Origin of the sequence: Streptomyces sp. Sge12 (assembly GCF_002080455.1) — a bacterium.
In the GTDB taxonomy this organism is placed as follows: domain Bacteria; phylum Actinomycetota; class Actinomycetes; order Streptomycetales; family Streptomycetaceae; genus Streptomyces.
In genome coordinates this window covers 4,976,653-4,993,250 of the sequence record NZ_CP020555.1, presented here as the reverse complement: position 1 = coordinate 4,993,250, position 16,598 = coordinate 4,976,653, and the positions used below count along the sequence as shown (strand labels likewise).

General features: G+C 70.2%; 19 protein-coding genes, 1 tRNA gene and 1 riboswitch. Of the genes, 8 read left to right on the top strand and 12 right to left on the bottom strand.

The features are described 5' to 3' along the window. Positions 1–220: 220 nt before the first annotated feature. From B6R96_RS22330 to B6R96_RS22315, 4 genes are all read right to left on the bottom strand, one after another. Positions 221–874 carry a DUF1707 SHOCT-like domain-containing protein gene (locus tag B6R96_RS22330; protein ID WP_081523398.1) on the bottom strand — a complete coding sequence of 218 codons (654 nt, stop codon included), beginning with the start codon at positions 872–874 and terminating at the stop codon, positions 221–223. Between the two features lie 119 nt (positions 875–993). Continuing rightward, positions 994–1,962: an ABC transporter ATP-binding protein gene (locus B6R96_RS22325; protein WP_053704976.1), complete on the bottom strand. Its 969-nt coding sequence runs from the start codon at positions 1,960–1,962 to the stop codon at positions 994–996. A 4-nt stretch (positions 1,963–1,966) separates the two neighbouring features. Then, positions 1,967–2,833 carry an ABC transporter permease gene (locus B6R96_RS22320; protein ID WP_443070019.1) on the bottom strand — a complete coding sequence of 289 codons (867 nt, stop codon included), beginning with the start codon at positions 2,831–2,833 and terminating at the stop codon, positions 1,967–1,969. A 55-nt stretch (positions 2,834–2,888) separates the two neighbouring features. Next, on the bottom strand, positions 2,889–3,692 hold the full coding sequence (locus tag B6R96_RS22315; protein WP_053171774.1) for an ABC transporter permease: 804 nt from the start codon (positions 3,690–3,692) through the stop codon (positions 2,889–2,891). Between the two features lie 186 nt (positions 3,693–3,878). On the opposite strand from B6R96_RS22315, the gene B6R96_RS22310 reads away from it, so the two are divergent. Then, complete coding sequence (locus B6R96_RS22310) at positions 3,879–6,320, top strand: transglycosylase domain-containing protein (RefSeq protein WP_081523396.1); 2,442 nt, start codon at positions 3,879–3,881, stop codon at positions 6,318–6,320. Between the two features lie 20 nt (positions 6,321–6,340). Here B6R96_RS22310 and B6R96_RS22305 read toward each other — a convergent pair whose 3' ends face one another. The 3 genes from B6R96_RS22305 to B6R96_RS22295 all read right to left on the bottom strand — a co-directional run bounded on the left by B6R96_RS22305 (position 6,341) and on the right by B6R96_RS22295 (position 7,511). Then, the gene (locus B6R96_RS22305) at positions 6,341–6,661 is read right to left on the bottom strand and encodes a DMT family transporter (RefSeq protein ID WP_030009036.1); all 321 of its coding nucleotides are present in this window, start codon (positions 6,659–6,661) and stop codon (positions 6,341–6,343) included. A gap of 31 nt (positions 6,662–6,692) precedes the next feature. Then, a riboswitch (guanidine-III (ykkC-III) riboswitch) is annotated at positions 6,693–6,763 on the bottom strand. 42 nt (positions 6,764–6,805) lie between these two features. Further along, a complete protein-coding gene (locus B6R96_RS22300) occupies positions 6,806–7,147 on the bottom strand; it encodes a GroES family chaperonin (protein ID WP_030009035.1) in 342 nt (113 codons plus the stop codon). Between the two features lie 43 nt (positions 7,148–7,190). Beyond that, on the bottom strand, positions 7,191–7,511 hold the full coding sequence (locus B6R96_RS22295) for a DUF3618 domain-containing protein (RefSeq protein WP_030390456.1): 321 nt from the start codon (positions 7,509–7,511) through the stop codon (positions 7,191–7,193). A gap of 105 nt (positions 7,512–7,616) precedes the next feature. On the opposite strand from B6R96_RS22295, the gene bcp reads away from it, so the two are divergent. The 3 genes from bcp to B6R96_RS22280 all read left to right on the top strand — a co-directional run bounded on the left by bcp (position 7,617) and on the right by B6R96_RS22280 (position 9,371). Beyond that, positions 7,617–8,084, top strand: a complete 468-nt coding sequence (gene bcp, locus B6R96_RS22290) for a thioredoxin-dependent thiol peroxidase (protein WP_030009033.1) — start codon at positions 7,617–7,619, stop codon at positions 8,082–8,084. Between the two features lie 149 nt (positions 8,085–8,233). Further along, positions 8,234–9,244 (top strand): HNH endonuclease signature motif containing protein, encoded by a 1,011-nt coding sequence (locus tag B6R96_RS22285; protein WP_203351643.1) that lies wholly within the window; start codon positions 8,234–8,236, stop codon positions 9,242–9,244. Positions 9,245–9,287: 43 nt separating this feature from the next. Beyond that, positions 9,288–9,371: transfer RNA gene (locus B6R96_RS22280), tRNA-Leu, on the top strand. A 63-nt stretch (positions 9,372–9,434) separates the two neighbouring features. On the opposite strand, the gene rdgB is transcribed toward B6R96_RS22280, so the two are convergent. From rdgB to B6R96_RS22260, 4 genes are all read right to left on the bottom strand, one after another. Then, complete coding sequence (gene rdgB, locus B6R96_RS22275; protein ID WP_030390454.1) at positions 9,435–10,049, bottom strand: RdgB/HAM1 family non-canonical purine NTP pyrophosphatase; 615 nt, start codon at positions 10,047–10,049, stop codon at positions 9,435–9,437. Positions 10,050–10,073: 24 nt separating this feature from the next. Then, entirely contained in the window at positions 10,074–10,454 is a 381-nt protein-coding gene (locus B6R96_RS22270) for a hypothetical protein (protein ID WP_030390453.1), read from the bottom strand. 122 nt (positions 10,455–10,576) lie between these two features. Beyond that, positions 10,577–11,302 (bottom strand): ribonuclease PH, encoded by a 726-nt coding sequence (gene rph / locus B6R96_RS22265; protein ID WP_030390452.1) that lies wholly within the window; start codon positions 11,300–11,302, stop codon positions 10,577–10,579. Positions 11,303–11,404: 102 nt separating this feature from the next. After that, the gene (locus B6R96_RS22260) at positions 11,405–11,638 is read right to left on the bottom strand and encodes a glucose PTS transporter subunit EIIB (protein ID WP_030390451.1); all 234 of its coding nucleotides are present in this window, start codon (positions 11,636–11,638) and stop codon (positions 11,405–11,407) included. A gap of 227 nt (positions 11,639–11,865) precedes the next feature. On the opposite strand from B6R96_RS22260, the gene B6R96_RS22255 reads away from it, so the two are divergent. Together B6R96_RS22255 and B6R96_RS22250 are read left to right on the top strand one after the other, a co-directional pair. Continuing rightward, positions 11,866–13,167 carry a PTS transporter subunit EIIC gene (locus B6R96_RS22255; RefSeq protein WP_081523395.1) on the top strand — a complete coding sequence of 434 codons (1,302 nt, stop codon included), beginning with the start codon at positions 11,866–11,868 and terminating at the stop codon, positions 13,165–13,167. A 314-nt stretch (positions 13,168–13,481) separates the two neighbouring features. Then, on the top strand, positions 13,482–14,708 hold the full coding sequence (locus B6R96_RS22250; protein ID WP_184791777.1) for a PTS transporter subunit EIIC: 1,227 nt from the start codon (positions 13,482–13,484) through the stop codon (positions 14,706–14,708). Between the two features lie 82 nt (positions 14,709–14,790). Here the strand turns inward: B6R96_RS22250 and B6R96_RS22245 are convergent, their stop codons facing one another. Further along, positions 14,791–15,543, bottom strand: a complete 753-nt coding sequence (locus B6R96_RS22245; protein WP_081523393.1) for an MBL fold metallo-hydrolase — start codon at positions 15,541–15,543, stop codon at positions 14,791–14,793. Positions 15,544–15,738: 195 nt separating this feature from the next. Here B6R96_RS22245 and B6R96_RS22240 point away from each other — a divergent pair, with 195 nt between their 5' ends. Both B6R96_RS22240 and B6R96_RS22235 read left to right on the top strand, forming a co-directional pair. Next, positions 15,739–16,158, top strand: a complete 420-nt coding sequence (locus B6R96_RS22240; RefSeq protein WP_030390447.1) for a hypothetical protein — start codon at positions 15,739–15,741, stop codon at positions 16,156–16,158. After that, entirely contained in the window at positions 16,155–16,517 is a 363-nt protein-coding gene (locus B6R96_RS22235) for a DUF488 domain-containing protein (protein WP_237291488.1), read from the top strand. Before B6R96_RS22240 ends, B6R96_RS22235 begins: the two co-directional genes overlap by 4 nt. The last annotated feature ends 81 nt before the right edge of the window (positions 16,518–16,598 follow it).

Sequence of the window (16,598 nt, the reverse complement as noted above, 5' to 3'; positions counted from 1 at the left end):
GGGGCGGGGACACGCAGGAGGGTCCCCGCAGGACGAGGCGCGACCCCCGCCGCACGGCCACGACGCCGCCGCGCGCGCCGAGCCGAGGAGACCCTCGTGCGGGGCACCGACCCACCCCACGACCCCGCCACATCAAGCCCCACCGGCGTTTGAGGCGCGGGGTCCGGGGCGGAGCCCCGAGCAACGGCGCGGCGGAGGCCCGGGCAACGGCGCGGCAGGGCTACAGGTCCTTGTGGAGGGACCGGCCGTCCAAGGGGCGTTTGCGCTTCTTGACCTTGACCTCCACGCCGCCCCAGAAGGCGAAGCCCGTCACGACCACCCGCGGAGCGCCCGGTTCGAACGGGCCCGGGTTGTCCCGCTGGTCGAACGCGCCCATGAAGCCGAAGCCGCGGACGTCCAGCTCCACCCCCGGCGGGACCGTGATCTCGATGCCGCCCATGATCGCGACGCAGTTGATCACCACCTCGCGCTGCGCGAAGTCCGCCTCGCGCAGGTCCAGCTCGCCGCCGCCCCAGAACGCCACCGCGTCGAACCGCGCCGGCACCGTCCACCGGCCCTTGCGCTGGAAGCCCGACATGACCGCCACCGCCGCCGACGAGCTGCCCGGCCCGCCGATCCGGCCCCTCCAGGGTTCCGCGGCGGCCTCCGACCGGTGGCCCACGGGACCGCCCGCCGGGGCCGGCAGGTCCCGCGTCAGTGGTTCCAGTTCCGCGTACGTCCGGGACTTGTACGCCGCCTCCAGCCGCTCCTCGAATTCCTCCATGTCGAGCCGGCCCTCGGCGACGGCGTCCCGCAGACGCTCCACCACCCGGTCCCGGTCGGCATCCGACGCCCTCAGCTCCGGCAACGGCTTCTCCGGCCGCTCGTCACTCATACGGACCAGACTATGCAGGGTTGTCGGGGAGTTGTATGGCCCGGCCCCTGAGATCGTCCCGGGATCGACCCCACCTTTCCCCCACCTTTTCCCGAGAACGCCCCGGGCCCGCCCCGGCATCACCCCCGGCCCGCGTACATCCTCGCGATCACGTCCTCGATGTCCGGCTCCCGCACCGACAGGTCGACCAGCGGGTAGTCCGCCGCCACCGCGGCCACCAGCGGCGCCGCCGACGCCCCCGCCGGGAAGGCCAGCCACTGCCGCGGCCCCTCCACCTTCACCACCCGCGCGCCCGGCACGCTGATCGGCGCCAGCTCCCGTTCCAGATCGACCACCAGGGTGCGCTCGCTCTCCCCCGCCGACCCCGCCGCGTGCAGCCCGCCCAGCGGCCCGTCGTACATCAGCCGCCCGTGGTCGATCACCATCACCCGCTCGCACAGCTGCTCGATGTCCTGGAGGTCGTGCGTCGTGAGCAGCACCGTCGTGCCGAGTTCCTCGTTCAGCTGCCGCAGGAAGCCCCGTACCTTCGCCTTGCTCACCACGTCCAGCCCGATCGTCGGCTCGTCCAGGTACAGCACCTCCGGATCGTGCAGCAGCGCCGCCGCGATGTCCCCGCGCATGCGCTGCCCGAGCGACAACTGCCGTACCGGTACGTCCAGCAGCTCGGCCAGGTCCAGCCGGTCCACGCAGCGCTCCAGGTTCTCCTCGAACCGGGCCCGCGGCACCCGGTACAGCCGCCGCATCAGCCCGTACGAGTCCTTCAGCGGCAGGTCCCACCACAGGGTGGTGCGCTGCCCGAACACCACCCCGATCCGGTGCGCGAGCCGCATCCGCTCGCGCGCCGGGTCGATGCCCGCGACCCGCAGCCGGCCGCCGCTCGGGGTCAGGATGCCGGTCAGCATCTTGATCGTGGTCGACTTCCCGGCGCCGTTCGGCCCGATGTAGCCGACCATCTCCCCGCGGGCGACCTCGAAACTGATCCCGTCCACCGCCCTGACGCGGTGTTTCTCCCGGCGCATCAGGCTCACCCGGCGCCGTACGTCAAAGACCTTCTCGACCCCGTCCAGCGAGATCAGCGCATCCGCCACAGCTCTAGCTCCCCGTGCTTCGGTACGAACGGACTCCCGCGCGCCACGCCAGCGACGCGGGCAGGAACACCACGAAGGCCACCAGCGGGCTCAGGTACGCCACCCAGCCGGGCAGCCCCAGCGGATCGGGCCGCCCCAACACGTGCAGTGCGGGCAGCCAGTTGACGAAGGCCAGCGGGACGACGAAGGTCACCCCGCGCAGCAGGTCCTTCGCGAAGATCGTCGGCGGGTACTGGAGCATCGTGCAGCCGCCGTAGGTGAAGGAGTTCTGCACCTCCGCCGCGTCGCCGGTCACGAACTGGAAGGCCGCGCCGGTGACCATCACCGCCGCGAAGATCGCCGCCCCGGCGAGGACCATCCCGGGGACCAGCAGCACCTTCCCGGCCGTCCAGTCCACGTCCAGCGTCCAGACCGCCCAGCCCATCACGCCGAGCCCCTGCCCGATGCGGCCCAGCCGGCGCAGCGCGAACCGGTCCGCCGCGACCTGTGCGAGGACGGGGACCGGACGCACCAGCATCGTGTCGAGCGAGCCGTCGCGGATCCGGGCGCCGATCCGGTCGGTGTTGCCCAGCAGCATGTCCGCCAGGCCCAGGGAGGCCGAGCAGGAGCCGTACAGCAGGGCGATCTCGGGCAGCGTGAAACCGCCGAGGGCCTCCACGTGGGAGAACATGATGTAGATCGCGACGAAGTCCAGCAGGGTGATCGCCGCGTGTCCGACGGTCGTCAGGACGAAGGACGTCCGGTAGGTCATCGTGGACCGGATCCACATGCCGACGATCAGCCGGTAGCCGCGCAGCCCTTCGCGGACCGGGCCGCCGCGCCGGGAATCGTGCCGCACCGGCGCCGGGCGGACCCCCACGACCCCGCCCACGGCCCCGCCCGCCGCCTCCCCCACGGCCGGCTCCCGCGTCGCCGCCACCTCCGCCTCAGCCACCCTGGACCACCACCTTCCGTGTCGCGGCCGACTGCAACAGCCGCCCCGTGCCCAGCAGTACGAGCGCCCACCCGGCCTGGAACCCCAGCGCCTCGGCCGCGCCCCCGGCCCCCGCGTGCTTGCCCAGCAGGACGTCCAACGGAACCTGGAGCATCGCCGACCACGGCAGGGCCCGGACGAACTCGCCGAACCCGCCAGGGAAGACGGTCAGCGGCAGCAGCATCCCGGAGAAGAAGATGGAGGTGACGGTGGCCATGATGTTGACGCCCGCACCGTCCATCAGCCAGAAGGCCACCAGCCCCACCATGTAGCGCAGCGCGAAGCTCACCACCAGGGCGAGCAGGACGGACACCAGGAACAGCAGCCAGCGCAGCGGATCGACGGGCAGCGCCAGCGGGAACGCCAGCGCCCCCGCCACCAGCGGCACCACCCCGCGCCCCAGCAACTGGAAGCCCGCCCGGCCCAGATCGGCCGCGAGCCACCACATCTGGAGGTCCGCGGGCCGGTACAGGTCGACCGCGATGTCGCCCGTCCGGATCCGCTCCTGGAGCTCCTCCTGGAACCCGCCGCCGATCAGCGCACCGGCGGCCAGCAGCGATTGGCTCACCCAGACGAAGGTCAGCGCCTGCGCCTGGTCGTATCCGCCGAGTCCGGGGCGCTCGTCCCACAGCGCGATGTACGTGTACGCGACGATGAACCCGAACACGGTGTTGGTGAACACCCCGGCCGCTGTCGCCGTCCCGTAGGTGGCGTACCGCCTGAATCCGCCTGCCGCGACCGCCAGGTAGAGACGCACTCTCCGGCGCACCGTATCCCTCCGTTTCCCACGTCGTTCCTACGTCGGCCAAAGCGCGCGAGCTTAGTGCGGAGGGGCGAGCCACGCGACCGATTTATGCCCGTCCGGAGCGGAATCAGCGGCCATCGGGTAGACACCATGAGGTACAGAAGTGGATATTTCGAACGGCGTCGAGGAGTCCTGGAGATGAGCGACCAGTCACCACCCCCGGGCTGGACCCCTCGCGACCCCGACACCCCGCCCGGCGCACCCCACGACCTCCCGCACCCGCGGGCGCACGAGCAGGACCGGCAGCAGGCGCCGAAGCCGCCCGGCCGGGGCAGAAAGCCCCGGCGCCCGAGGACCGGCTGGCGCCGCGCCGTCCCCACCTGGCGCATGGTCCTGGGCGGTCTCCTGCTCCTCGCCCTGCTGATCGGCGGCGCCCTCGTGGCCGGCTACCTGCTGGTCGACATCCCGCCCGCCAACGCCGCCGCCACCGCGCAGTCCAACGTGTACCTCTACTCCGACGGCTCCCTGATCGCGCGCGACGGCGAGGTCAACCGCGTCAACGTGCCCCTCTCACAGATCCCGCGGACCGTGCAGGAAGCCGTACTGGCCGCCGAGGACCGGGACTTCTACTCCGAACGGGCGGTCGACCCCAAGGCGATGCTCCGCGCCGCCTGGAACACCGCGACCGGCAAGGGCACCCAGTCCGGTTCGACGATCACCCAGCAGTACGTCAAGAACTACTACTTGGGCCAGGAACAGACGATCAAACGCAAGGTCAAGGAGTTCTTCATCGCGATCAAACTCGGCCGCGAGAAGTCGAAGAACTACATCCTCGAGGGCTACCTGAACACCAGCTACTTCGGCCGCAACGCCTACGGCATCCAGGCCGCCGCCCAGGCCTACTACGGCAAGGACGTCAACAAGCTCACCACCGCCGAGGGCGCCTACCTCGCCACCCTCCTCAACTCCCCCAGCGCCTTCGACGTCGTCTCCCACCCCCAGAGCCGCCCGCGCGCCCTCGCCCGCTGGAACTACGTGCTCGACGGCATGGTCAAGAAGCAGTGGCTGCCCGCCGCCGAACGCACGACGACCGCCTTCCCCGAACCGGGCAAGGTCCGCGCGGCCGCCGGACTGTCCGGCCAGCGCGGCTACCTCGTCGAAGCCATCAAGGACTACATCGTCGACAACAAGATCCTCGACGACAAAACCCTCGCCGAGGGCGGCTACCGCATCACCTCCACCATCGACAAACGCCGCCAGACCGCCTTCGTCGACGCCGTCGACGAACAGATGGTCAGCAAACTCGAACCCGAAACACGCAAGGCCGACCGGCTGGTCCGGGCCGGCGGCGCCTCCATCGACCCGGCCACCGGCAAGGTCGTCGCCATGTACGGCGGGATCGACTACACCAAGCAGTACGTCAACAACGCGACCCGCCACGACTACCAGGTCGCCTCCACCTTCAAGCCGTTCGTCTTCGCCGCCGCCGTCGAGAACGGCTCCCGCACCCAGGACGGCCGCCGGATCACCCCGAACACGATCTACAACGGCGACAACAAGCGCCCCGTCACCGGCGGCCGGATCCGCTTCGCCCCCGAGAACGAGGGCCAGGTCTCGTACGGCAACATCACCGTCAACACCGCCACCGACCTCTCCGTCAACGCCGTGTACGCACAGATGGCCGTCGACGTCGGCACCGGCAAGGTCAAGCAGACCGCCATCGGCCTCGGCATCCCCGAGAACACCCCCAACTTCGTACCCGGCCCCGCCATGGCACTCGGCACCCTCCAGGCCGGCGTCGTGGACATGGCCCAGGCCTACGCCACCCTCGCCGACCACGGCCGCCGCACCCCCTACACCTTCCTCGAAAAGATCACCAAGGGCGGCGACACGATCGGCCTGCCCCCACGCACCCCCACCCAGGCCATCAGCCGCGAGGCCGCCGACACCACCACGTCCATGCTGGTCAGCGTCGTCGACAACGGCACCGGTACGGCCGCCCTCGCCGCCGGCCACCCGGCCGCGGGCAAAACCGGCACCGGCGAACTGGACCGCTCGGCCTGGTTCGCCGCCTACACCCCCGAGCTGGTCACCGTGGTCGCGATGATGGGCCAGGACCCGGACACCGGAACCCTGCAATCCCTCTACGGCGCCCTCGGCGAGTCCCGCATCGGCGGCGGCGGATACCCCGCCCGCATCTGGGCCGCGTACACGAAGACCGCCCTGGAGGGCACCGACCCCGTCGACTTCGACCTGGAACTCCAGCCCGGCGCCGCACAGCCCCCGCCCTCGACCGGCCCCGAGACCGAACCGCCGCAGGAGACCCCCGGCGAACCCTCGCCCAGCACCCCCGAACGCCCCACCCGCCCCACCCCCTCGAACGGGACGGGCGGCCGCAACCAGGGCGGACAGAACAACGGCGGCCAGAACCAGGGCGGCCAGGACAACGGCGGCCGGACGAACGGCGGCCAGGGCGACGGCGGCCAGGGCGACGGCGGCCGGGACAGCGGCGGCACCACCCAGGGCGGCGACCAGGGAGGCACCACCCAGGGCACCCAGGGCAGCGCCCAGGGAGCCACGCAAGGAATCGACGGCGACCCGGCGGAGGGCCTGCGACCGCCGTCGGCGTTCCTCGAATAGAGCGACCGTTTTGGTCGGAATCAGTGACCGGAGGTCGCCTTCAGCCCCACCACGGCGACCAGCAGCAGACAGATGAAGAAGATCCGGGCGGCGGTGACGGGCTCACCCAGCACCGCCATACCGAGCACGGCCGCACCGGCGGCGCCGATACCCACCCACACCCCGTACGCCGTGCCGATCGGCAGGGTCTTCGCCGCATAGGACAGCAGCACCATGCTCGCGACGATCCCGGCGCCCGTGAACACACTGGGCCACAGCCGGGTGAAACCGTCGGTGAACTTCATGCCGATCGACCAGCCGACCTCGAGCAGACCGGCGACGAGAAGAAGAACCCATGCCATGACGGCACCTCCGAGACATCGAGCGATACGGGGTGCGTCGTCTTGTCGTACCCGGTACGGCGCGTCTCGTCGGGTTCCCCTCCACCGTAGCAAAAGGCAACGAAAAGGGCCGGTGACCTGCGCCACCAGCCCTCTCACAAGGTCCTACAGGTACAACCCGGTGGAGTCCTCCGACCCCTCCAGCCGCTCCGCGGCCACCGCGTGCAGGTCCCGCTCGCGCATCAGCACGTACGTCGCACCCCGCACCTCGACCTCGGCACGGTCCTCGGGGTCGTACAGCACGCGGTCCCCGGGCTCGACGGTCCGTACGTTCTGCCCGACCGCGACCACCTCGGCCCAGGCCAGCCGCTTGCCCACCGCGGCCGTCGCGGGAATCAGGATGCCGCCGCCCGAGCGGCGCTCGCCCTCCGGCAGATCGGACTTCACGAGCACGCGGTCGTGCAGCATGCGGATGGGCAGCTTGTCGTGGGTGGTGTTCTCGCTCACGCCCCGAACCTACCTGTCCGTACCGGCCCCGTACCGCTCAGGGTCATCCGCGCCTGCGGCGCGCCGACACCACGAGCAGCCCGACCAGGCCCACCGCGACCAGGGCCACGGGCACGATCCGGTCGACGCGCGGAGCCCCGTCCTCATGACGCAGGCCGTCCTTCAGGTCGGTCACGACCCGGTTCACCGTGGCGAAGGCCCGCCCGGCGGTGTTGTCGACGGTCGAGGCGACCCGCGCCTTCGCGTCCCCGATGATCGTCTTCGGGTGCATGCGCACGCCGATCTCGTCGAGCGTCTCGGCGAGCTGCTCGCGGCGGCGGACGATGTCCGCCTCGATCTGTGCGGGGGTCCTGGCTTCCGACACCGCGCTGCCTCCGTCGTCGTGGTCCTGTGGGGCGTAGTCCGCCATGAACAGTCTGTCAGCTTAGTCTCATGGCATACCGATCCCCTCCCGAGGAGAGTGTCAACGATGAGCGAGCGGCTCCAGCCGGGCGACACCGCCCCCGCCTTCACCCTGCCCGACGCGGACGGCAACGAGGTCTCGCTCGCCGACCACAAGGGCCGCAAGGTGATCGTCTACTTCTACCCGTCCGCGCTGACGCCGGGCTGCACGAAGCAGGCCTGCGACTTCACGGACAACTTGTCCTTCCTGACGGGACACGGCTACGACGTCATCGGCGTGTCCCCGGACAAGCCGGAGAAGCTGGCGAAGTTCCGCGAGAAGGAGGACCTGAAGGTCACCCTGGTCAGCGACCCGGAGAAGGAGACGCTGACGGCGTACGGCGCGTACGGCGAGAAGAAGCTGTACGGCAAGACGGTCACCGGGGTCATCCGCTCCACGGTGGTCGTCGACGAGGAGGGCAAGGTCGAGCACGCCTTCTACAACGTCAAGGCGACGGGCCACGTTGCCAAGATCATCAAAGACCTGGGCCTCTGACCCCCCGCCCTCCCTTCCACAAGCGGCCCGCACCCCCGGTGCGGGCCGCTCCGCTTATCGGACGAAACCAGCCGTAACCGTCCGACTATCGGCCCGTTACTCCATACGAGAGCCGCACAGGCGGCCGGACGTCACGGAAGGGCCACACCATGGGAGAACCGCACGACCGCGACACCCTGACCGCAGCGGTCGCCGCATCGAGGGGCTGGGCCGACCTGATGCGGCGCCTCGGCTTCAAGGAGAGCGGAGGGCGACGCCGCATGCTGCAGGAGAAGGTCACCGCCTACGGAATCGACACCAGCCACTTCGCGAAAAGGAGCCCGTGGCGCAAGTACCCCGATGAGGTCATTGCCGCGGCGGCAGCGACGTCCACCACCCTGCGTGAGGTTGCGGTGAAGCTCGGCGCACCCCCCGCCACAGGCACTCTGTCTCACATCGTCCGCCGCATAGCCGCCGCCGGTGTGGACATCAGCCATTTCTGCGGCATGCAACGGAGCGGCGTCGAGCTCCCGTTCACCAGGGAGGAGCTTGCCGGTGCCGCAGCCTCCGCGGACAGCGTGCGCGGCACGGCTCGCGCCCTGGGGGTGCCGGACGACAGTCGCTCCCGTGCCACCCTCGGAAGGATGCTGAAGGTGCACGGAATAGACACCACCCATTTCCGGAACACACGGATCCGCATCCCCGAGGACGCGCTGCGCGCAGCAGTTCCGGCAGCGCTGAGCTACGCGGACCTCATGCGCGCCCTCGGCCTGCACGTCGACGACGTGAACCACCGGCGCGTTCGGCGCCTGGTCGCTCGGCTCGGACTCGATGTCAGCCACTTCAAGCGGCGGGCCTGGGCAACCACTCAGGCAGCACCCCGGCGAAAGGATCCCGCCGACACCGTCCTGACCAGGCTTCCCGAGGGGGCGTCACGCGTTCATCGCCCCCGTCTGCACCGGGCACTACAGGAGATCGGTGTTCCCTACGCCTGCGAAGGCTGCGGCAACACCGGGGAGTGGCTCGGGCGACCGATCACCCTTCAGATCGATCACATCAACGGGGACTGGCGCGACAACCACCGCGAGAACCTCCGACACCTGTGCCCCAACTGCCACTCACTGACCGACACGTGGTGCCGAAACCGTCGCGCCAATGCTGGGACCCTGCCCGTAGACTGAGCACAGCCCAGACGGACCGAATATCCGAATTAGGCTACATGTCGCGGTTGTGGTGGAATTGGCAGTCACGCTTGGTTTAGGTCCAAGTGGGGTAAAACCCGTGGGGGTTCGAGTCCCCCCAACCGCACGTCCACACCGAAGGCCCCGTACGCACCACGCGTACGGGGTCTTCGGCGTCGTCGTGCGGGGCTCAGCCCAGGAGGGCGCGGACGAAGGGGACCAGGGCGCGGAAGGCCTGGCCGCGGTGGGAGATGGCGTTCTTCTCCGCCGCCGTCAGCTCCGCGCACGTGCGGGTCTCGCCCTGCGGCTGGAGGATCGGGTCGTAGCCGAAGCCGCCCGTGCCGGACGGGGTGTGGCGGAGGGTGCCGAGGAGGCGGCCTTCGACGACGCGTTCGGTGCCGTCCGGCAGGGCCAGCGCCGCCGCGCACGCGAAGTGGGCCCCGCGGTTCTCGTCGGCGATGTCCCCGAGCTGGGCCAGCAGCAGGTCCAGGTTGGCCTTGTCGTCGCCGTGGGTGCCGGCCCAGCGGGCCGAGAAGATGCCGGGGGCGCCGTGCAGGACGTCCACGCAGAGGCCGGAGTCGTCGGCGACCGCCGGCAGGCCGGTGGCGCGGGCCAGGGCGTGGGCCTTGAGGAGGGCGTTCTCGGCGAAGGTGACGCCGGTCTCCTTGACGTCCGGGATCTCCGGGTACGCGTCCGCGCCGACCAGCTCGTGCGGCAGGCCGGCGTCGGACAGGATCGCGCGGAGTTCGGAGACTTTGCCCGCGTTGCGGGTGGCCAGGATGAGGCGGCTGGGCGTCGAGGTCATGCCCCCATTATCCCGGGGGCCGGATCAGCCCGGGGTGCAGACCTTGGAGAGCTCGCTGGCCGCGTCCGCGACCGGCTGGATGTTCGGGGCGGTGTTGCCGCTCTCGATCGAGGTGCGGACGTTCTTGACGGCCGTGTTCATCGAGTCGATCGCCTTGCCGAGGTCGGCGTTGTCCGTCTGGTCGCCGATCTTCTTGAGGTTCGACTCGATCTGGTCGAGCGCGTTCTGGGCGTCCTGGGGGCTGTTGCCCGCCTGGGAGACGGCCTGCTGGAGGTCGTTGGCGCCGTCGGTGATGGCCACGGCCGTGTTCGCGCAGTCCATCGCGGTGGAGATCGCGTCGCAGGACGTCAGGGCCGGGACGGTCAGTACGGCTGCCACGGCCACGGCGGCTATGCGGAGCTTCATGCGGTTCTCCCCCTGAGGAGTTGACGATGCGGGCTTGGACGGACGGCTACGAGGACGGGCGCACGGCTGTGACACCGTGCGCCCGTATCTTCCTGGACGCCGGGCGGGGCCCGGCGGTTGCCCTACAGTTCGAGCGCGCCCAGCTGGATGGCTTCCAGGTCCGCGCAGCCACCGGCGGCGAGGTCGAGGAGGGCGTTGAGTTCCTTGCGGTCGAAGGGCTCGCCCTCGGCGGTGCCCTGGACCTCGACGAAGCGGCCGTCGCCGGTGCAGACGACGTTCATGTCGGTCTCGGCGCGCACGTCCTCCTCGTAGCAGAGGTCGAGGAGCGGGACGCCGTCGACGATGCCGACGCTGACGGCGGCGACGGTGCCGGTGAGCGGCTTGCGGCCGGCCTTGATGAGCTTCTTCTTCTGGCCCCAGGCGACGGCGTCGGCGAGGGCGACGTAGGCGCCGGTGATGGCGGCGGTGCGGGTGCCGCCGTCGGCCTGGAGGACGTCGCAGTCCAGGACGATGGTGTTCTCGCCGAGGGCCTTGTAGTCGATGACGGCGCGCAGGGAGCGGCCGATCAGGCGGGAGATCTCGTGGGTGCGGCCGCCGATCTTGCCGCGGACGGATTCGCGGTCGCCGCGGGTGTTGGTGGAGCGCGGCAGCATCGAGTACTCGGAGGTGACCCAGCCTTCGCCGCTGCCCTTGCGCCAGCGCGGGACGCCTTCGGTGAAGGAGGCGGTGCAGAAGACCTTGGTGTCTCCGAAGGAGATGAGGACGGAGCCCTCGGCGTGCTTGCTCCATCCGCGTTCGATGGTGACCGGGCGGAGCTGTTCGGGCGTACGGCCGTCGATGCGAGACATGGCTCCGAGCCTAGTCGGTGCCGGTGAACGCGAAGACCCCGTCCGGGTGGTTGCAGGACGGGGTCTGGTGGGGGCCGGGTGGCGGCCCCTAGGGGGTTCGTGTCACATCATGTCTTCGATGTCGGCGGCGATCGGGTCGGCGTCGGTGCCGATGACGACCTGGATCGCGGTGCCCATCTTGACGACGCCGTGGGCGCCGGCGGCCTTGAGCGCGGCCTCGTCGACGAGGGCGGGGTCCTTGACCTCGGTGCGCAGGCGGGTGATGCAGCCCTCGACCTCTTCGATGTTGTCGATGCCGCCGAGCCCGGCGACGATCTTCTCAGCCTTGGTGGCCATGTGTTTCTCCCTGAGTGATGCGAAGAACGGGTCTCAGCGGCCGGAACATGGATACCCACCCGCACGGCCCGCATTGTCACGGTAACGCACGGTTGGCCCATCTACGCGAGCGCGTGTCCGGTCCCTGCCGAATGATGGCGATCAGCGGCAACCTACCCACAACTGGTCTACACCAGTGTGCCGTAAGTGTTGCGGCAGCCAAAACGGGCCGGTCAGGGAGGACGCCTATGAGCGCGAGCAAGGCCGGAGCAGCTCCACGCCCGTCGTGGCAGAACAACCTGTACCAGGGGCTGCAGAAGATGGGGCGGAGCCTTCAGCTCCCCATCGCCGTACTGCCTGCGGCGGGCATCCTGCTGCGGCTGGGTCAGCCGGACGTCTTCGGTGCGGACGGCCTGCAGTGGACCGACGTCGCCAAGGTGATGGCGGGTGCGGGCGGGGCGCTGCTCGACCCCGATCTCGGCCTTCCCCTCCTCTTCTGCATCGGCGTCGCCATCGGCATGGCGAAGAAGGCCGATGGTTCGACCGCCCTCGCGGCCACGGCGGGCTTCCTCGTCTACCGGGGGGTGCTGCACGCGTTCCAGAAGGCGTGTCCGCCGGGGACCAAGGACATCGGGGGCGGCTGTCTGGGCCCGAACGACACCTTCGCGGCGTACACGTACCAGAACCCCGGGGTCTTCGGCGGCATCATCATGGGCCTGCTGGCAGCCTGGTTCTGGCAGCGGTACCACCGGGTGAAGCTGGTGGACTGGCTCGGCTTCTTCAACGGCCGGCGGCTGGTCCCGATCATCATGTCCTTCGTCGCGATCGCCTTCGCCGCGCTCTGCCTGTGGGTCTGGCCGCCGGTCGGGGACGCGCTGGAGAGCTTCTCCGACTGGCTGCGCGGGCTGGGCGCCTGGGGTGGTGGCATCTTCGGCGTCGCGAACCGTGCGCTGCTGGTGATCGGCCTGCACCAGTTCCTGAACGTGCCGATCTGGTTCCAGTTCGGGTCGTACACGGCGGCGGACGGGAAGACGTACCACGGCGACATCAACATGTTCCTGCACGGCGACCCGAACGCGGGCCTGTTCCTGTCCGGCTTCTTCCCCATCATGATGTTCGCCCTGCCTGCGGCGGCGCTGGCGATCACCCACTGCGCGAAGCCGCAGCGGCGCAAGGAGGTGGGCGGCCTGATGCTGTCGGTGGCCCTGACCTCGTTCGTCACCGGGATCACGGAGCCGCTGGAGTACTCGTTCCTCTTCGTGGCGCCGGCCCTGTACGCGGTGCACGCGCTCCTGACGGGCGTCTCGATGGCGGTGACCTGGGGGCTGGGCGTCCACGACGGCTTCAGCTTCTCGGCGGGCCTGATCGACTACGTCATCAACTGGAGCCTGGCGACGAAGCCCTGGCTGATCATTCCGATCGGGCTGTGCTTCGCGGTCGTCTACTACGCGGTGTTCCGTTTCGCGATCACGAAGTTCAATCTCGCGACGCCCGGCCGGGAGTCGGACGAGGAGATCGCGGCGATGGAGTCGGAGACGACCAAGGCCTGATTCCCCCCTCCCCGGCAGGGGGTTGAGGCGGTCCGTCAAGGGCCCTCGGATCACGATCCGGGGGCCCTTCGGCATACGTCGGGGTATGTGATCCAGGCCACAGGAAAACGAAGGTTCCTTATCTAACCCTCACCGTGTTACAACTGGTCTACACCACGATTGGTGTAGACCACGCGGGCCTGTCCGAGCCCGCGTATCCCCGTATCTGAGACGTCGCCGTCCCCCGTTTCCCTCTGGCGTCGCCTTGCCCACTGGAGGAAGTTGTGTCCACGGCTACCGCCCCCTCGGCGGAAAAGAAGAAGGGCGCTGGCGTGATGGCCGTCATGCAGCGCATCGGCCGGAGCCTCATGCTCCCCGTTGCCGTGCTGCCTGCCGGCGCGCTCCTGCTCCGCCTGGGCGCGGACGACATGCTCGGCGACAAGGACGTCTTCCCGACCTTCGTCCTGAAGATCGCCGGTTACATGGCGGCCGGCGGTGGCGCGATCCTCGACAACATGGCGCTGCTGTTCGCCGTCGGCATCGCCATCGGCTTCGCCAAGAAGTCGGACGGCTCCACGGCTCTCGCCGCCGTCACCGGTTACCTGGTCTTCCAGAAGGTCCTGGCCACCTTCACCGACAGCAACCTGCCCAAGGTCGCCAAGGTCGTCGGCGGGAAGATCGTCAACGTGGACGCTCCGGTCAACGCGGGGGTGCTCGGCGGTGTCGTGATGGGCATCATCACCGCCCTGCTCTACCAGAAGTTCTACCGGACCAAGCTGCCGGACTGGGCGGGCTTCTTCGGCGGCCGTCGCCTCGTCCCGATCCTCTCCGCCCTCGCGGGTCTGGTCACCGGTGTCGTCTTCGGTCTCATCTGGCCGGTCCTCGGTACGGGTCTGCACAACTTCGGTGAGTGGCTGACCGGTTCCGGCGCTGTCGGTGCGGGCATCTTCGGTATCGCCAACCGTGCGCTCATCCCGATCGGCATGCACCACCTGCTGAACTCCTTCCCGTGGTTCCAGGCCGGCTCCTTCGACACCGCGAACGGCGCCGTGCACGGTGACATCGGCCGCTTCCTCGCCGGTGACCCGACCGCCGGACAGTTCATGACCGGCTTCTTCCCGATCATGATGTTCGCCCTCCCGGCGGCCTGCCTCGCGATCGTCCACTGCGCCCGCCCCGAGCGCCGCAAGGTCGTCGGCGGCATGATGTTCTCCCTCGCGCTGACCTCCTTCGTCACCGGTGTGACCGAGCCGATCGAGTTCACCTTCATGTTCATCGCCCCGGTGCTGTACGCGATCCACGCGGTGCTGACCGGTGTCTCCATGGCCCTCACCTGGGCCCTGGGCATGCGCGACGGTTTCGGCTTCTCGGCCGGTCTCGTCGACTTCCTGCTGAACCTGGGCATCGCGGAGAAGCCGTGGATGCTGGCGCTCGTCGGCCTCTGCTTCGCCGCGGTCTACTACGTCGTGTTCCGCTTCGCGATCGTCAAGTTCAACCTGCCCACCCCGGGCCGCGAGTCCGACGAGGAGCTCGCCGAGCTGGTGAAGGCCGAGGCCAAGTAAGCAGCCCCGCAGAACCGAAGAAGCCCCCGCTCTCCCGGAAGGAAGGGCGGGGGCTTCCGCGTGTTCCGCAGGGCCGGACGCCTCAGACCTCGTAGACCGCGCCCGCGTGCGCCAGGTCGACCCGGCCGCCGTAGACCGCGCGGGCGTCGGCGAGGTTCTGCTGCGGGTCCGTCCACGGCGGGATGTGGGTCAGGACGAGCCTGCCGACGCCGCCGCCCGCCGCGTACTCGCCCGCCTCGCGGCCGTTCAGGTGCAGGCCGGGGATGTCCTCCTTGCCGTGCGTGAAGGAGGACTCGCACAGGAAGAGGTCGGTGCCCTCGGCGAGCAGGCCCAGCTCGGGGCAGGTGCCGGTGTCCCCGGAGTACGTGAGCGAGCGTCCGTCGTGCTCGATGCGGATGCCGTACGCCTCGACCGGGTGCGAGACCCGCTCGGTACGGACCTGGAGCGGGCCGATCTCGAAGGTCCCCGGCTTCAGCGTGCGGAAGTCGAAGACCTCGCTCATCGAGCGCTCGTCGGGGACGTCGTCGTAGGCGGTGGTCAGACGACGCTCGGTGCCCTCGGGCCCGTAGACGGGGATGGTGCCGCAGCGGCCGCCTTCGTGCCGGTAGTAGCGGGCCACGAAGTAGGCGCACATGTCGATGCAGTGGTCGGCGTGCAGGTGGCTCAGGAAGATCGCGTCGAGGTCGTAGAGACCGATGTGGCGCTGGAGCTCGCCGAGGGCGCCGTTGCCCATGTCGAGGAGCAGCCGGAAACCGTCGGCCTCGACGAGGTAGCTCGAACAGGCCGATTCCGCAGAGGGGAACGACCCCGAACAGCCGACGACGGTGAGCTTCATGGAGCGTGAACCTCCGAGGACGGTCCGTGGACGGAATGCGGGCCGTGCGTGGGTCGAGCGTAAGGCGCGAAACGTCCGGTCGCTCCTCCGCAGCAGGCCGTTGTGGGGGGAATCACCTGCGCTGTCACCCGGGGGAGCGACAGTGGGCACGGGCGTTGTCATGCCGGGGCGTTCCCGCGCGGCTACGGTCGAAACATGGACACGTCCTGGTGGCCCGCGGTGGCCGCGGTGGTGGCCGTGGCGCTGCTGGTGCTGTTCGCCGGGGGTCGGGCCGGGCTGCCCCGGCGGGTCCCGCCGGCGCACGGGACCGGTCCGCCCCCGCAGCCGAAGGCGGGTGAGCTGTGGTCCCTGGCGGACGGCCGTACGTGCCTGGTCCTCGCGGTGCGGTCGGTACGGGGGCACCGCGCGCGGGTCGCGTGGATCACCGCGAAGTACGACGACCGGCGGGCCGGGGTGATCCCGCTGCCCCCGGGGACGGTGGGGGCGCAGGGCCGGGCTCGTTTCCTGGAGGCGGACCGGCCGGCGGAGGTGTCGCTGTGGGAGTTCCGGACCAGGCTGGGGATGCTGGACCCTGCGGTGTGGGACGAGATCAAGGGCCTGGGAGGCGCGCGGTGACGCGGGAGCCGGTGATCCGCCTGCGGCGGGTGTACGACCCGCCGGAGCCGGCGGCGGACGGGGTACGGGTGCTGGTGGACCGGCTCTGGCCGCGCGGCCTGGCGAAGGCGGTGGCCGGGGTGGACGAGTGGCCGAAGGCGGTGACGCCGTCGTCGGAGCTGCGGAAGTGGTTCCACGGGGGTGGCTCCGCGGCGGAGTTCCGGGAGCGGTACCTCGCGGAGCTGGCCGGGCCGGGGGCGGAGGCGGAGCTGGCGCGGCTCCGGACGCTGGCCGCGGCGGGGCCGGTCACGCTGCTGACCGCGGTCAAGGACCCGGCGTCGAGCCATGCGGCGATCCTGGCGGAGCGGCTGTCGGCCTGACCGTGCGGCGCCGCTGCACGGGGCTCCGCCCCGGACCCGCGCCTCAAACGCCGGCGGGGCTGGATTTCAGCCCGCCCGGCG

Coding starts and splice junctions, on each gene's coding strand:
- rdgB (WP_030390454.1), bottom strand. CDS start 10,049: ATGACCTCGACGCCCAGCCGCCTCATCCTGGCCACCCGCAACGCGGGC.
- B6R96_RS22305 (WP_030009036.1), bottom strand. CDS start 6,661: ATGGCATGGGTTCTTCTTCTCGTCGCCGGTCTGCTCGAGGTCGGCTGG.
- bcp (WP_030009033.1), top strand. CDS start 7,617: ATGAGCGAGCGGCTCCAGCCGGGCGACACCGCCCCCGCCTTCACCCTG.
- B6R96_RS22270 (WP_030390453.1), bottom strand. CDS start 10,454: ATGAAGCTCCGCATAGCCGCCGTGGCCGTGGCAGCCGTACTGACCGTC.
- B6R96_RS22240 (WP_030390447.1), top strand. CDS start 15,739: ATGGACACGTCCTGGTGGCCCGCGGTGGCCGCGGTGGTGGCCGTGGCG.
- B6R96_RS22250 (WP_184791777.1), top strand. CDS start 13,482: ATGGCCGTCATGCAGCGCATCGGCCGGAGCCTCATGCTCCCCGTTGCC.
- B6R96_RS22310 (WP_081523396.1), top strand. CDS start 3,879: ATGAGCGACCAGTCACCACCCCCGGGCTGGACCCCTCGCGACCCCGAC.
- B6R96_RS22245 (WP_081523393.1), bottom strand. CDS start 15,543: ATGAAGCTCACCGTCGTCGGCTGTTCGGGGTCGTTCCCCTCTGCGGAA.
- rph (WP_030390452.1), bottom strand. CDS start 11,302: ATGTCTCGCATCGACGGCCGTACGCCCGAACAGCTCCGCCCGGTCACC.
- B6R96_RS22330 (WP_081523398.1), bottom strand. CDS start 874: ATGAGTGACGAGCGGCCGGAGAAGCCGTTGCCGGAGCTGAGGGCGTCG.
- B6R96_RS22255 (WP_081523395.1), top strand. CDS start 11,866: ATGAGCGCGAGCAAGGCCGGAGCAGCTCCACGCCCGTCGTGGCAGAAC.
- B6R96_RS22285 (WP_203351643.1), top strand. CDS start 8,234: ATGGGAGAACCGCACGACCGCGACACCCTGACCGCAGCGGTCGCCGCA.
- B6R96_RS22260 (WP_030390451.1), bottom strand. CDS start 11,638: ATGGCCACCAAGGCTGAGAAGATCGTCGCCGGGCTCGGCGGCATCGAC.